The organism is Pseudomonas sp. SWRI51 (genome assembly GCF_014268825.1).
GTDB classification, from domain to species: domain Bacteria; phylum Pseudomonadota; class Gammaproteobacteria; order Pseudomonadales; family Pseudomonadaceae; genus Aquipseudomonas; species Aquipseudomonas farsensis.
Window position 1 is genome coordinate 1 of record NZ_JABWRG010000012.1, and the last position, 14,915, is coordinate 14,915.

13 protein-coding genes are annotated in these 14,915 nt (G+C 64.5%); 8 read left to right on the top strand and 5 right to left on the bottom strand.

Annotation, left to right across the window (positions count from 1 at the left end; translation table 11 throughout):
- Positions 1-108 precede the first annotated feature (108 nt).
- Positions 109-738 carry a response regulator transcription factor gene (locus HU720_RS06440; RefSeq protein ID WP_186518272.1) on the bottom strand — a complete coding sequence of 210 codons (630 nt, stop codon included), beginning with the start codon at positions 736-738 and terminating at the stop codon, positions 109-111.
- On the bottom strand, positions 735-3,137 hold the full coding sequence (locus HU720_RS06445; protein WP_186518274.1) for a sensor histidine kinase: 2,403 nt from the start codon (positions 3,135-3,137) through the stop codon (positions 735-737). Before HU720_RS06445 ends, HU720_RS06440 begins: the two co-directional genes overlap by 4 nt.
- Before the next feature lie 96 nt (positions 3,138-3,233).
- Here HU720_RS06445 and HU720_RS06450 point away from each other — a divergent pair, with 96 nt between their 5' ends.
- Complete coding sequence (locus tag HU720_RS06450) at positions 3,234-4,232, top strand: alpha/beta hydrolase family protein (RefSeq protein WP_186518277.1); 999 nt, start codon at positions 3,234-3,236, stop codon at positions 4,230-4,232.
- A gap of 141 nt (positions 4,233-4,373) precedes the next feature.
- On the opposite strand, the gene HU720_RS06455 is transcribed toward HU720_RS06450, so the two are convergent.
- From HU720_RS06455 to HU720_RS06465, 3 genes are read right to left on the bottom strand one after another with little or no spacing between them, the layout of a single operon-like run.
- A complete protein-coding gene (locus tag HU720_RS06455) occupies positions 4,374-5,138 on the bottom strand; it encodes a TerB family tellurite resistance protein (protein WP_186518279.1) in 765 nt (254 codons plus the stop codon).
- Between the two features lies 1 nt (position 5,139).
- A complete protein-coding gene (gene murU / locus HU720_RS06460; RefSeq protein WP_186518281.1) occupies positions 5,140-5,811 on the bottom strand; it encodes an N-acetylmuramate alpha-1-phosphate uridylyltransferase MurU in 672 nt (223 codons plus the stop codon).
- The gene (locus HU720_RS06465) at positions 5,808-6,827 is read right to left on the bottom strand and encodes a phosphotransferase (RefSeq protein WP_186518283.1); all 1,020 of its coding nucleotides are present in this window, start codon (positions 6,825-6,827) and stop codon (positions 5,808-5,810) included. The genes murU and HU720_RS06465 overlap by 4 nt, the downstream gene beginning before the upstream one ends.
- Before the next feature lie 132 nt (positions 6,828-6,959).
- Here HU720_RS06465 and HU720_RS06470 point away from each other — a divergent pair, with 132 nt between their 5' ends.
- The 7 genes from HU720_RS06470 to glpE all read left to right on the top strand — a co-directional run bounded on the left by HU720_RS06470 (position 6,960) and on the right by glpE (position 14,690).
- A complete protein-coding gene (locus tag HU720_RS06470; protein WP_186518285.1) occupies positions 6,960-9,773 on the top strand; it encodes an LPS-assembly protein LptD in 2,814 nt (937 codons plus the stop codon).
- Between the two features lie 16 nt (positions 9,774-9,789).
- The gene (locus HU720_RS06475; RefSeq protein WP_186518398.1) at positions 9,790-11,073 is read left to right on the top strand and encodes a peptidylprolyl isomerase; all 1,284 of its coding nucleotides are present in this window, start codon (positions 9,790-9,792) and stop codon (positions 11,071-11,073) included.
- Positions 11,070-12,059: a 4-hydroxythreonine-4-phosphate dehydrogenase PdxA gene (gene pdxA / locus HU720_RS06480; protein ID WP_186518288.1), complete on the top strand. Its 990-nt coding sequence runs from the start codon at positions 11,070-11,072 to the stop codon at positions 12,057-12,059. The genes HU720_RS06475 and pdxA overlap by 4 nt, the downstream gene beginning before the upstream one ends.
- Positions 12,056-12,856, top strand: a complete 801-nt coding sequence (gene rsmA, locus HU720_RS06485; protein WP_186518290.1) for a 16S rRNA (adenine(1518)-N(6)/adenine(1519)-N(6))-dimethyltransferase RsmA — start codon at positions 12,056-12,058, stop codon at positions 12,854-12,856. The genes pdxA and rsmA overlap by 4 nt, the downstream gene beginning before the upstream one ends.
- A gap of 246 nt (positions 12,857-13,102) precedes the next feature.
- A complete protein-coding gene (gene apaG / locus HU720_RS06490) occupies positions 13,103-13,483 on the top strand; it encodes a Co2+/Mg2+ efflux protein ApaG (RefSeq protein WP_186518292.1) in 381 nt (126 codons plus the stop codon).
- On the top strand, positions 13,483-14,364 hold the full coding sequence (locus tag HU720_RS06495) for a symmetrical bis(5'-nucleosyl)-tetraphosphatase (protein ID WP_186518295.1): 882 nt from the start codon (positions 13,483-13,485) through the stop codon (positions 14,362-14,364). Before apaG ends, HU720_RS06495 begins: the two co-directional genes overlap by 1 nt.
- Entirely contained in the window at positions 14,361-14,690 is a 330-nt protein-coding gene (gene glpE / locus HU720_RS06500) for a thiosulfate sulfurtransferase GlpE (protein ID WP_186518297.1), read from the top strand. The genes HU720_RS06495 and glpE overlap by 4 nt, the downstream gene beginning before the upstream one ends.
- Positions 14,691-14,915: the final 225 nt, after the last annotated feature.

Below are 14,915 nucleotides of genomic sequence, written 5' to 3' on the forward strand. Positions count from 1 at the left end.
GGGCTGCGCAGCAGCCCTGAAACCCAAAGGGCTGCTGCGCAGCCCAACGCGGGGCAAGCCCGCTCGCCACAACAGTCCATGGCCACAACAGTCCATGGCATGTCGCAATCAGACCAGCTTATGCTCCATGGCGTACTTCACCAGCTCCGCCAGCGAGTTGACCTTGAGCTTCTGCATGAGCCGCGCCTTGTGCGTGCTGATGGTCTTGTTCGACAGCGCCAGCTGCAAGGCGATGTCATTCACGTTGGCGCCTTGGGCCAGGCGCTCGAACACCGAAAACTCGCGCTCCGAAAGCAACGTATGCAAGGGCCGCGTTTCGGTCAGCCCCACCTCGAACACCATGCGGTCGGCCAGCGCCGGGTCGATGTAACGCCCGCCCCCCGCCACCCGGCGGATAGCGGTCAGCAGCAACGCCGGGTCGCTGTCCTTGGTGGCATAACCTGCGGCCCCGGCCTTGAGCGCACGGGCTGCCATCTGCGCTTCGTCGTGCATCGACAGCATGAGAATCGCCGGCGGGTTGTGCAGCGCCCGAATGCGCGGGATCGCCTCCAGGCCATTGACCCCAGGCATGGAGATATCCAGCAGCACCACCTCGCACGGGGTGTGGCGCAGGGTGTCGAGCAACTGCTCGCCATTGCCCGCCTCGCCCGCCACTTGCATGTCCTTGGCCAGGCCGATCAACTGCTTGATGCCTTCACGGACGATGGTGTGGTCTTCGGCCACCAGCACTCGAATCACGGTTGTTTCTCCTGCTTCAATGGAATCGCCACGCTCAGGCTGGTGCCCTCACCCGGCTCGCTGTCCAGGCTCATGCTGCCGCCCAGCATCAATACCCGCTCACGCAGCCCCACCAGGCCAAACGACGCCGGGCGCGGGGCATCGACGGCAAACCCGGCGCCGTCGTCGATGACGGTCATGCGCAGCTGCTCGCCCTCATGCACCAGCTCGATCTGCACGGTGTGCGCCTGGGCATGGCGCATGACGTTGGTCAGCGCCTCCTGGAGGATACGAAACAGCCCGGTGGCCTTGGCATCGCTCAAGGGTGGCAGATTTTCCGGCACCTGCACCAGACACGGAATGTGCGTGCGGGCCTCGAAACGCCGGGCCTGCCATTCCACCGCCGAGGCAATGCCGGCATCCAGGATGGGCGGGCGCAGCGCCGTGGCCACATCGCGCACCAACTGGAACAACTGGGTGATCAGGCGCTTCATGCTTGCCAGGCGCTCGTTCAGCCCTGGGTCCAGCTCAGCGTAGGCCAGTTCGCACATCGACAGTTCAAGCTTGAGCACAGTGAGCATCTGCCCCAGCTCATCGTGCACCTCGCGGGCGATACGCGCCTTTTCTTCCTCGCGCACGCTCTCAAGGTGGGCCGACAATTCGCGCAGTTGCTCCTGCGAGCCGGCCAGGGCCAGCTCGGCCTGCTTGCCCGCCGTGATATCCCACACCACACCATCCCACACCACCCGGCCATCGGCCAGGCGCCGGGTGGTGGCCTTGATGTCGGCCCAGCGCTCGTCGCCTGCGCGGGTGAGAATACGGCCCTGCCACGACCAGTCGTGGTCCCCGGCCAGTGCAATGTCCTGGACCCGGTGATAATCGGCGCGGTCCTGCGGGTGGACCAGGTTGCGCAGGCCCATGTCCGGCTGCTGGATCTGCGCGGGGGTGTAGCCCACCAACGCTTCGCTGCCCTCGCTGATGTAGGGGAACTCCAGCTCGCCCGCCGCCGCGTCGCGCTCCAGGCGAAACACCAGCCCGGGCACGTTGCCGGCGATGCCCTTGAGCCGCGCCTCGCTCTCGCGCAGGGCGGCCAGCGCTCGGCGGCGCTCGGTCACGTCAGTCAGGTACACCACCAGGTACTCGGCGTCGCGAAAGCGCATGAACGACAGCGAAAGGTCCACCGGCAGCAGGCTGCCGTCGAAGCAGCGGCACTGGCTTTCGAACTGCAGGTCGGCGCCATCGCCGGTGCGCGCCCGCCGCCACAGTTCCAGCCAGCGGTCCATGCCCAGGCTCGGCTCGATGTCGATCAATGGCCGCTCCAGCAAGGCGCCCTCGGCAAAGCCGAGCATGCGTTCAGCGGCGTGGTTGGCGTAGCGGATATGGCTGTCCCAGTTGACCCACAGAATACCCACGGTGCTCTGGTCGATGGAAAACTGGCTCAGGCGCAGCGCCTCTTCTCGGGCCTGGCGCTGCACCAGGCTCTCGCGCGCCGCCAGCAGCGCACGCTCCAGCACCCGTTGCTGGCGGCGCCGCCACATCAACGTGGCAAGCGCGCACAGCAGCAGCATGCCGAACAGCAATGCCAGGTTCTGCCAGAAGCCGGCCGACTCGGAAAACCGTGGGTATTTGGGTTGCAGCCAGCGCTGGTGCAGCTGTTCAAGCTCTTTTGCCGGGATCGCCTGCAGGCCGCGCTCCAGCACCTCGGCGAGCAGCGGCCAGTCGCGGCGTGAGCCAACCCGCAACAACTGCGGCAGGCCGATATCCCCCACCACGGCCAGGTCGCCGAACTCGCTCTCGCGGGACAGCCGGCTCAGTTGCGCCTCATCAAGCACGGCAAACGCCGCCTGGCCGCCCAGCACCAGTTGCAGCGCCTCACGCTCGCTGGGCACCCCTTGCAGGTTGAGGTTGGCGTAGTTGCTGCGCAGGTAGTCGGCCAACCGCGAAGGCATGCGCACCACTACCCGGTCATTGGCGGTGAGTTTTTCCAGCTCAACGGCAACTGCACCGCTGCGCATGCCCACCACCAACTGCGGCACGCGCATATAGGGGTCGCTGAACAGCCAGTCGCGCAGGCTGGCCGGGGTTTGCGCAAGGCCAGGGGCAAAGTCGATCTGCCCGGCCTGCAAGGCGTGCTCAAGCGCCGCCTGGTCCTCGAAACCGCGCCAGGTGAGGTCCAGCCGCAGGTTCTGCGACAGCGCGTTGACCAGCTCGACGTTGGCCCCGTAGAACTGCTGCAAACGGCGGTCGAACTGGGCGTAGGGTGCCTGCAACACCAGGCCCACGCGCAGGCTACGGTGCTCATCGAGCCACTGCTGCTGCGCAGGTTCCAGCGCCACCTGCGCAGGCAGCGGCGGCCGAGCCTGCGCGATCAAGGGGAGACACAACCAGCCGATAACCCACAGGCAACGCAGTCGCTTCATCTATAACGCTCGTCTTGGCAAGGATGGCCGCCCGGCGTGGCCGTCGCGGACAAATACTATTAGGCTGCCGGTATCTCTATGGCTCTGGACCGATCCATGTTCACACTTTATCGCACGAAGCTGGCAATGATTTGCCTCGCCTCGCTCCTGCCACTGGCTGCCCAGGCGGACGATGCGCCCAAAACCGAGGCCGCAGCCCCTGCTGCCGAGCAGGTGCCACGCGCGCCGCTGCTGGAACGCAGCCTGGACGATGCCTTGGCGCTTGAGCGCCGGGTGCCCAAGGCCGAGCAACAGACGCTCCAGGCCAACGGCGAAAACTTCCTCGCCCTGTGGAAGCCGGCCAACGACAGCGACCCGACTGGCGCGGTGATCATCGTGCCGGGTGCTGGCGAGAACGCCGACTGGCCCAACACCGTCGGCCCGCTGCGCCGTGGTTTCCCGGATGTTGGCTGGCATACCCTCAGCGTGAGCCTGCCAGACCTGCTGGCCGAGCGCCCGCAAGCCCGCGTCGAGGCCAAGCCTGCCGCCGAACCCAAGGCGCCAACGGGCGAAACAGCACCCGCCAAGGACACCCCGGCCGATGCCAACGCCAACGTCGCCCAGGCGACCGCGCCAGAAGCCGACACTGCCGAGAGCACCGATGCGGTAGACGCTGCCGAGCACAACGACGAAGCCGACGCCGAGCGCATTTTCGCCCGCCTGGATGCCGCGATTGCCTATGCCCAACAGCAGAAAGCCCGCAGTATCGTGCTGCTGGGCAGTGGCAGTGGCGCCTACTGGGCCGCGCGCTACCTGAGCGAAAAACAGCCGCCACAGGTGCAGAAACTGGTGATGGTTGCCGCGCAAACCCCGGCACGGGTGGAGCATGACCTGCTCAGCCTGACCCCGACGCTGAAAGTGCCGACGGCCGACTTCTATTACGCCACCCGCAGCCAGAACCGCCTTGCGGCCCAGGCCCGGCTGCAGGCTAGCAAACGGCAGAAAGACAGCCGCTATCGGCAGTTGTCGCTGATCGCCATGCCGGGCAACAAAGCTGCCGAGCAAGAGCAGTTGCTGCGCCGGGTCCGCGGTTGGTTGTCGCCCCAGGAGCAGTAATATCGCGGCGGGGCGCTGGCTCTTGTGCCGCGAAAGGGCTGTGTAGCGGCCCCAGCGATTTTCATATAGCCGAGAACCTGGGGCCGCTACGCGCCCCTTCGCGGCACAAGGCCGCTCCTACAGGGCCCGTGTTGAGGAGGGCTACAACCCGCGCCGCTTGCGAATCATTGCATAGGCCTGGTGCAGCTCCCGGGTGATCTCGGTCGCCTCACGAACCCTGGCCTCGCTGGCTCCGCTGCCCACCAGTTTGTCCGGGTGATGCCGGCTAAGCAGCCGCCGATAGGCCTGCTTGACTTGGTCGCCCTCGGTCTCCGGCTCCACCCCCAGCAAGCGCAACGCCGTGGCATAGGTCATCACGCTGCCATCCTGCGACGCCTTGCGCGGCTCGTACTCCAGCGACAACCCCTGCACCTGCGAGCGGCTCAGGCCAAGCTGTTCGCCCCAGCCCAGCAACAGTTCGCGCTCGTGACGCCCCGCCTTGCCATCGGCCCAGACCATGCGCCAGCAGGCGCGCAAGGTGCCTTCGGCGGCATGCGGCTGTTGGCGGATGCGGCGCAAGTGGGTCTTGAGCCGGTCCTTGCCCGCCTTGCCCCGGTTGAAAGCAGCAATTGCACGCTGGCGCGCAGGCTCACGCAGTTCAAGGCGGGCCATCTCCTGGCGGGCCTGTTGGATATGCCCCTCCAGCACGCGCCCATCGCTCTTGGCCAAGCGCCCAAGCAACACGAACAACACCTCATCGTCACGCAACGCCGGGCGCCCGCCTAGGCGCTCGCGCATATCGTCCCATCCTTGCAGACGCAGGCGCCGATCCATGGCCTGGCCCAACAACGCCCCGAGCAAGGCTCCAGGGATACTGGCCACGGCAAAACCGGCCCCGGCACCAATCAATGTGCTTGGCCACCACATATCAGCGGCGCTCAGCGATCAAGCGTTCGACGTCGGCCAGGCGCTCGAGCGTGCCGACATCAACCCACTGCCCGGCAAAGCGCTCACCGCTCACCCGCCCGGCTGCCATGGCCTGGCGCAGCAACGGCGCCAGCTTGAAGGCACCGGCCTGGCAGCCCTCGAACAGCGCCGGGTGCAGCACCGAGATACCGCTGAAGGTCAGCGTGCCGGGGGCATCATCGCCGTCCACCACCTGCTCGCCCTGCAGCCTGAAGTCGCCCCGCCCGTGGTGGCCGGGGTTATCCACCAGCACCAAGTGGGCCAGGCCCGGCAACGGCCGGCGCAGCGCGGCGAAGTCGTAATCGGTCCAGATATCGCCATTTACCAGCACAAAGGGTGCATCCCCCAGCAACGGCAAGGCCTGGTAGATACCCCCGCCGGTTTCCAGCGGCTCGCCCTCCGGCGAATAGCGAATGCTCAAGCCAAAACGCTGGCCATCGCCCAGATGCGCTTCGATCTGCGCGCCCAGCCAGGCATGGTTGATCACAACCTCGGTGAAACCCGCCTTGGCCAGCGCCTCTAGGTGGTACTCGATCAGCGGCTTGCCGGCAGCCGGCACCAGCGGTTTTGGCGTATGCAGGGTTAGCGGGCGCATGCGCTCGCCTTTGCCTGCCGCCAGAATCATTGCCTTCATGCACGGGCCTCGGGCTTCAGTTCAGCGATCAGCTGGCCAAGCTCGGCAAGTTCCGGGCGGCGGTTGATCACGTCTTCTATATAAGCGAAGAACCGCGGGACATCGGCCAGATAGCGCGGCTTGCCATCACGGTGGCAGATACGCGCGAAGATGCCGATCACCTTCAGATGGCGCTGCACGCCCATCAGGTCCCTGGCGCGCTGGAATGCTTCGAAATCAGCCTGCACCGGAATGCCGGCGGTCTGCGCCTGGGCCCAGTAGTCGCGCAGCCACGCCTCTACGCGTGCCTGCGGCCAGCTGAGGAAGGCATCCTTGAACAGGCAGGTAATGTCGTAGGTGACCGGGCCGTAGACCGCATCCTGGAAGTCCAGCACACCAGGGTTAGGCGCGCTCTGCATCAGGTTGCGCGGCATGTAGTCGCGGTGTACCAGCACTTTGGGCTGGGCCAGGGCGCTGTCGATCAGCAACTGGCTGACCCGCTGCCAGGTGGCCTGTTGCGCCCCAGTGAGCGTCAGCCCCAGTTCGCGGCCCACGTACCATTCAGGAAACAGCTCGACCTCGCGGCGCAGCAGGGCGTCGTCATAGCTGGGCAGCGCGGCGTCCATCGGCAGGCGCTGGAGCTTGATCAGCGCGGCGATGGCGTCGGCGAACAAGGTGTCGGCGTTGTCGCTGTCGATGACATCCAGATAGGTCTGGCGGCCCAGGTCGCTGAGCAGCAGGAAGCCGCGCTCCAGGTCCTGGGCGTGGATGACCGGTACATTCACCCCGCCAGTGGCCAGCAGATGGTCAATGGCGACGAACGGGCGGCAGTTCTCCTGCGGCGGTGGCGCGTCCATGATCACCAGGCTGCGCCCGCCCCCCTCCCAACGGAAGTAGCGACGGAAGCTCGCATCACTGCTGGCGGCGGTCAGCGTGCCCTGTGGCACCTCGCCCCAGCCTTGGGCGCGGAACAGGTTGGCAAGCTGCTCATCGAGCCAGGCAGTGAGTTGTTGCAGACGTACATCTAGATCAGGCATTTACAAGGGTCTCCGACGGCCCTAGCCGTCAAGCGGGTCATGCTTTATTATCCAGCATCTTTTTCAGACCATCGAGAGGCGTGCGGCCCCCACACGCGGGCAGATGGCACGCAGGAAGCCCGGACTAATAAGATGGCATTGAAATCCCCCGCGTTTCGTAGAAAATTTCCGTTGCTGGTGACCGGCGGCCTGCTGGCCCTGCAACCCCTGGCCACGTCTTATGTGGTCGCCGCCGAGCAGTTCGACTGCCAAGTGTCCGCCTCCGGTGGTTGGGACTGCAAGCCCAAGACCGCAAGCAACCTGCCGCCACGTCCGGTTCACCCGGGCGCTGCTGCCCCGAATACCGACGCCCAGGCGCCTGAACAGGTCGCCGAGGCTCAGGCCGACAAGCCTGCTCTGGTTACCGAGAGCAAGGGCCTTGGCCTGAAGGCGCGCAGCGAAGACTACAGTCACCTCGACTGGGTCCCACGCGACAAGCTCACCCCTGCGCAGCTGGCCGAAGCCGGCCCGTACTGCGGTGGCGCCTATATCGAGCCGACTCGCCCGGGCATGAACGACTCCACGCCCAAGGACGAAGCGCCGACCTACATCAACGCCAAGGTCTCCAAGTACCAGCAGGAGCAGCAGATCGCTACCCTCGCCGGTGACGTGGTCATGCGCCAGGGCAGCATGCAGGCCGAAGCCGACGAGGCGAACCTCTACCAGACCGAGAACCGTGGCGAGCTCAAGGGCAACGTGCGCATTCGCGACAACGGCACGCTGGTGGTTGGTGACCAGGCACAGATTCAGCTCGACAACGGCGAAGCCCAGGTCGACAACGCCGAATACGTGATGCACAAGTCGCACATCCGCGGCAACGCGCTGTACGCCAAGCGTTCCGAGAACGCCATCATCCGCCTCAAGGACGGTACCTATACCACCTGTGAGCCGGGCAGCAACGCATGGCAGCTCAAGGGCAACAACATCACCCTGAACCCGGCCACCGGCTTCGGTACCGCGACCAACGTCACCCTGCGGGTCAAGGATATTCCGGTGTTGTACACACCCTATATCTACTTCCCGATCGACGACCGTCGCCAGTCCGGCTTCCTGCCGCCGTCGTTCAGTTCCAGCGGCGACAGCGGCTTCATGCTGGTCACGCCGTACTACTTCAACCTGGCACCTAACTACGATGCCACGTTGTACCCGCGCTACATGAGCAAGCGCGGCCTGTTGATGGAAGGCGAGTTCCGCTACCTGACCAAGTCCAGCGAAGGCCAGGTCGGCGGCGCGTTCCTCAATGACGACAGCAACGACCGCGAGCTGCAGACCGACTACAAGAAAGACCGCTGGATGATCAACTGGCAGCACAAAGGTGGCCTGGACGAGCGCTTGATGACCGAGGTGGACTACACCGACATCAGCGACCCGTTCTACTTCCAGGACCTCGAAACCGACCAGATCGGCGTCGATTCCAAGCCTGTCGTCGATCAGCGCGGTACGCTGACCTACCGCGGTGACACCTATACCGCCCGTCTGAACGCGCATGCCTATGAAATGGCCTCGCTGTCGACCATCACGCCGTACAACCGTCTGCCCCAGATCACGCTCAACGGCATGCTGCCGTACCACCCAAGCGGCTTCGACCTCAGCTACGAGACCGAAGCAGTACGCTTCGAACGTGACCTGAAGAACGACCTGGTGCGCAACAAGGATGGCGAACTGGACGATACCGCAGGTGCACTGGGCCGCCGCCTTGACGAGAACGTGTTCGGTCTCGCCCGTGCCAACGGCACTCGCCTGAACATTGCGCCGGCGATCAGCCTGCCAATGGAAGCCAGCTACGGCTACCTCACGCCGAAGCTGAAGTATGTCTACACCCAGTACGACCTGGACCTCGACGGCAAGGGCAAGAACGACATCGCCGGCAGCAACGCTGAACAGCGCAACCTGCTGGGCGAATACAGCAGCAGCCAGAACCGCGACATTCCGATCGTCAGCGTCGACAGCGGGCTGTACTTCGACCGCAACACCCAGCTGTTCGGCAAGGACTACCGCCAGACCTTCGAACCGCGCATGTTCTATCTGTATGTCCCGTACAAGGACCAGAAGGACATCCCGATCTTCGACACCACCGAAAACCTGTTCAGCTACTCCTCGCTGTTCCGTGACAACCGTTTCAGCGGCACAGACCGCATCGGTGACGAGAACAAGCTCTCGGTGGGCCTGACCAGCCGCTGGTTCGAAGACAATGGCTTCCAGCGCCAGCGTGTCAGTGTCGGCCAGGCTTACTACTTCCAGGACCGCAAGGTACAGATGCCTGGCATCGACTACCGCAAGCGCGACTACGCGCAGTCCAACGTGTCGCCGTACGCCATGGAATACGAGTACGCCTTCAACCGCGACTGGCGCTTCAATTCGGACTTCAACTGGGACCCGGACAGCCACGCAACCCGTTCGGCGAGCGCGATGTTCCACTACCAGCCGGAAGACAACCCGAACAAAGTGGTCAACGTCGGCTATCGCTACCGCAACGACATGGTCAGCTACGACACCCTGACCGGTCGCTGGCGTGTGGACGGCGGCGACTACGGCGAGCCGGGCGATGCCAACTACGTGAAGGATTACTACAAGATCCAGCAGCACGATTTCTCGGTCATCTGGCCGATCGTTCCGCAGTGGAACGCCATCGCGCGCTGGCAGCATGACTACAACCGCAACCGTACCCTGGAAGCCTTTGGTGGTTTCGAGTATGACAACTGCTGCTGGAAGCTGCGCGTGATCAACCGTTACTGGGTCGATTACGACGACTTCAATCAGGCCACCCCGGCAAACGAGAAGGGCGACCACGGCGTCTTCCTGCAAATCGTGCTCAAGGGCCTCGGCGGCGTCGTGGGCAACAAGGTCGAGTCGTTCCTGGACCAAGGCATTCAAGGTTACCGTACACGTGAAGACCAAGCTTATTGATCATCTGCGCCCGCTGATGCTGGGCGCTGTACTTCTGAGTGGCGCGGTGCATGCCGCGGTACAGCCCATTGACCGTGTAGTGGCCATCGTCGACAACGACGTGGTCATGCAGAGCCAGCTCGACCAGCGCGTGCGCGAGGTGCAACAAACCATCGCCAAGCGCGGTGGCGGCGTGCCGCCAGCCGGCGCACTGGATCAGCAGGTGCTGGAGCGTCTTATCGTCGAAAACCTGCAGTTGCAGATCGGCGAGCGTTCCGGCATCCGCATCACCGACGAAGAGCTGAACCAGGCCATCGGCACCATTGCCCAGCGCAACGGCCTGTCGATTGACCAGTTCCGCGCCGCCCTCGCCCACGACGGCTTGTCGTTCGACGACGCACGTGAGCAGGTCAAGCGCGAAATGATCATCAGCCGTGTGCGCCAGCGCCGGGTGGCCGAGCGCATTCAAGTCTCGGAACAGGAAGTGAAAAACTTCCTCAACTCGGACATGGGCAAGATGCAGATGTCGGAAGAGTACCGCCTCGCCAACATCCTCATCCCAACCCCTGAAAGCGCCAACTCCGAGGCTATTCAGGCCGCCGCCCGTCAAGCCGGCGCCGTCTACGAACAGCTCAAGAAAGGTGCTGACTTCGGCCAGATGGCAATTGCCCGCTCGGCCAGCGAAAACGCCCTGGAAGGCGGCGAGATGGGCTGGCGTAAAGCAGGCCAACTGCCACCTGACTTCGCCAAGCTGCTTGGCAGCCTGTCGGTGGGTGAGATCACCCAGCCACTGCGCATCCCCAATGGCTTCATCATCATCAAGCTGCAAGAGAAACGTGGCGGCAGCGAAAGCGTCCTGCGTGACGAAGTGCACGTTCGCCACATCCTGGTAAAACCCAGCGAAATCCGCAGTGAAGCCGCCACCGAGCAGCTTGCCGAGCGCCTGTACGACCGGATCAAGAACGGTGAAGACTTCGCCACCCTGGCCAAGAGCTTCTCCGAAGACCCAGGTTCGGCGCTTAACGGCGGCGACCTCAACTGGGTTGACCCGAGTAGCCTGGTGCCGGAGTTCCGCGAACAGATGGCCAACGCCCAGCAAGGCGAAGTGACCAAGCCGTTCAAGACCCAGTACGGCTGGCACGTGCTTGAAGTGCTCGGCCGCCGCGCCACCGACAGCACCGACCAGGCCCGCGAACAACAGGCCATGAACGTGCTGCGCAACCGCAAGTATGACGAAGAGCTGCAGACCTGGCTGCGCCAGATCCGCGACGAAGCCTACGTTGAAATCAAGCTGCCTGGCGCTGACCAGGCTGCGCAGTGAAGCCCCTGCGCTTCGCCGTTACACCCGGTGAGCCAGCCGGCATAGGCCCTGACCTGTGCCTGCTGCTCGCCGCCGAGGCACAGCCCCACCCCCTGATTGCCATCACCAGCCGTGACCTGCTCGTCGAGCGGGCCGCGCAGCTGGGGCTGGCGGTCGACCTGCTCAGCGTCATGCCCGATACCCTGCCCGACCAGCCCGCGCTGGCCGGCCAGCTATACGTCTGGGATACACCGCTGCCCAAGCCGGTCGTCGCCGGGCAACTGGACCAGGCCAACGCCGCGTTCGTGCTCGAAACCCTTACCCGCGCCGGCAACGGCTGCCTCAACGGCGATTTTGCCGGGATGATCACCGCGCCCGTGCACAAGGGCGTGATCAACGAGAGCGGTATCGCCTTCTCTGGGCATACCGAGTTCCTCGCCGACCTCACCCACACCGCGCAGGTGGTGATGATGCTGGCCACCCACGGCCTGCGCGTGGCCCTGGTCACCACCCACCTGCCACTGCGCGATATCGCCGACGCTATCACTGCCGAGCGCCTGGAGCGGGTAACCCGCATCCTGCACGCCGACATGCGCGCCAAGTTCGGTATCGCCAACCCTCGCATCCTGGTGTGTGGGCTCAACCCCCACGCCGGAGAAGGCGGCCACCTGGGCCGCGAAGAAATCGACATCATCGAGCCAACCCTGCAACGCCTGCGCGCCGAAGGCATGGACCTGCGCGGCCCGTTGCCGGCCGATACCTTGTTTACCCCCAAATATCTGGAGCACTGCGATGCAGTGCTGGCGATGTACCACGACCAAGGGCTGCCCGTGCTCAAGTACAAAGGCTTCGGCGCAGCGGTCAACGTGACGCTGGGCCTGCCGATCATCCGCACCTCGGTCGACCATGGCACCGCCCTGGACCTGGCCGGCAGCGGCAAGATCGACACCGGCAGCCTGCGCGTCGCCCTGCAAACCGCCTACCAGATGGCCGAGAACCGACCATGAACGAGCAATACCAACACCGCGCGCGCAAGCGCTTCGGCCAGAACTTCCTGCACGACGCAGGCGTCATCGACCGTATTCTGCGTGCCATCCACGCCAAGCCCGGCGAACACCTGCTGGAAATCGGCCCGGGCCAGGGTGCCCTCACCGAAGGCCTGCTGGGCAGCGGCGCGCACCTGGACGTCGTCGAGCTGGACAAGGACCTGGTGCCGATCCTGCAACACAAATTTGCCGGCCGCGACACCTTCCGCCTGCACCAGGGCGACGCCCTGAAGTTCGACTTCAACCAGCTCGGGGTGCCAGAGCGCAGCCTGAAAGTGGTCGGCAACCTGCCCTACAATATTTCCACGCCGCTGATCTTCCACCTGCTGGCGCACGCCAATCTTATCCGCGACATGCACTTCATGCTGCAGAAGGAAGTGGTCGAGCGCATGGCCGCAGGCCCAGGCGGCGGTGACTGGGGCCGCTTGTCGATCATGGTGCAGTACCACTGCCGTGTAGAGCACCTGTTCAACGTCGGCCCTGGCGCCTTCAACCCGGCGCCGAAGGTAGATTCTGCCATCGTCCGTCTGGTGCCCCACGCCGTGCTGCCGCACCCGGCCAAAGACGCGAAGCTGCTCGAACAGGTGGTCCGCGAGGCGTTCAACCAGCGTCGCAAGACCCTGCGCAACACCCTCAAGGGCCTGCTCGACAGCGAAGCCATCGAGGCCGCCGGCGTCGACGGCAGCCTGCGCCCGGAACAGCTCGACCTCGCCGCCTTCGTGCGCCTGGCCGACAAACTGGCTGAGCAGCAAGGCTGATAGCTGCGCTGTCGTGCAGGCAGCTGGAGATTCCAGGGGTTTGTACAATCCTGTGCTGGCCTCATCGCAGGCTGGCGCCAGCTCCCACGGGGACCGCGCTGCTCAGCAACTTCAAGGTCTGGCACAGATTCCTGTGGGAGCTGGCGCCAGCCTGCGATGAGGCCGGAACGGGCTTGCACACACTGGCCTCAACCCCCGGCAATGGCCTAGACTGCGTTATTGCGTCAGCTCGCCCAAGGCCCTTGCATGTCCGACCCCCGCTATCAGATCGACGTCAGCGTCGTGACCCGCTATCTCAAAGACCAATCCGACCCCGAAAGCAGTCGCTTCGCCTTTGCCTACACCATCACCGTGCACAACCACGGCACGCTCAAGGCCAAGCTCATGTCGCGCCGCTGGCTGATCACCAACGGTGACGGCGAGGTCGAAGAAGTACGCGGCGCCGGCGTTGTCGGCCAGCAACCGTTGATCGAGCCCGGCCAGAGCCATACCTACAGCAGCGGTGCAGTCATCAGCACCCGCGTCGGCACCATGCAGGGCAGCTACCAGATGTTCGCCGAAGACGGCAAACGCTTCGATGCCGACATCGCACCGTTCCGCCTTGCCGTACCCGGGGCCCTGCACTGATGGCAACCTACGCCGTCGGCGACCTGCAGGGCTGCCTGCAGCCGCTCAAGTGCCTGCTCGAACGGGTTCACTTCAACCCGGCCGTCGACCGTCTGTGGCTGGTGGGCGACCTGGTCAACCGTGGCCCCGAATCGCTGGAAACCCTGCGTTACCTGTACTCGATCCGCCAGGCCCTGGTGTGCGTGCTCGGCAATCACGACCTGCACCTGCTTGCCGCCTGGCACAACGTCGAACGCCTGAAAAAAAGCGACACACTGCGCGAAATCATCGAGGCGCCGGATGCCGACCAGCTGTTCGACTGGCTGCGCCAGCAAAAGCTGCTGCATTACGACGAGGCACGTGGCATCGCCATGGCCCATGCCGGCATCCCGCCACAGTGGACCCTCGGCAAAGCGCTGGAACTGGCCGCCGAAGTCGAGCAAGTGCTGCGTGACGATAACCGTCTCAAGCTGTTTCTGGACGGCATGTACGGCAACGAGCCGAACAAGTGGAGCAAGGACCTCACCGGCATCGAACGCCTGCGGGTGATCACCAACTACTTCACACGCATGCGCTTCTGCACCGCCACCGGCAAGCTCGACCTCAAGAGCAAGGAGGGCCTGGACAGCGCGCCCAAAGGCTACAAGCCCTGGTTCGATCACCCCGATCGGCGCTCTCGCCACGTAAAAATCATTTTCGGCCATTGGGCCGCCCTTGAAGGCCGCGTTGATGTGCCCGGCGTAATCGCCCTGGACACCGGCTGCGTGTGGGGCGGCGCGATGACCCTGTACAACGTCGACAGCGGCGCCTACCACCGTTGCGACTGCACCCGCGAGGGTACCCCCCGCCCAACAGCGCCTACCGCTGCCGCGCTGCACAGCCCCGAAGGAACCGCACCATGACAGAATTCAAGCGCATCCCCCCCGAGCAAGCCCTGGCCCTGCGCGCACAAGGTGCGGTTGTGGTCGATATCCGCGACGCCGGGGCATATGCCGCCGGGCACATTACCGGCGCCACTCATCTGGATAATCACTCAGTCGCCGACTTCATCCGCAGCGCCGACCTGGACGCGCCTACACTGGTTGTCTGCTACCACGGCAATTCCAGCCAGAGCGCCGCTGCCTACCTGGTTGCCCAAGGTTTTTCCGACGTCTACAGCGTGGACGGTGGCTTTGAACTGTGGCGCGCCACCTACCCGGCCGAAACAGCCCAGGGTAGCGCCGAATAATTTTTTCATTTTTACTCCAGCCCGCATTCCGTGCGGGCTAGCGCCCGACCAGACAAACGGTCGAAGGCATCTTGCGCACTCCCCGCCCTTGACCTTCCCCAGAACCAACTACTCTTAAGTTCAGGCCATCCAAAACAGGGGAGAGCCGGTACACCGGCGTGCGGGTCATCGGTAGCGTTACAGGGTGTTCTGGGGGGTATACGGCAACCGGCAAAACCGGTTGCA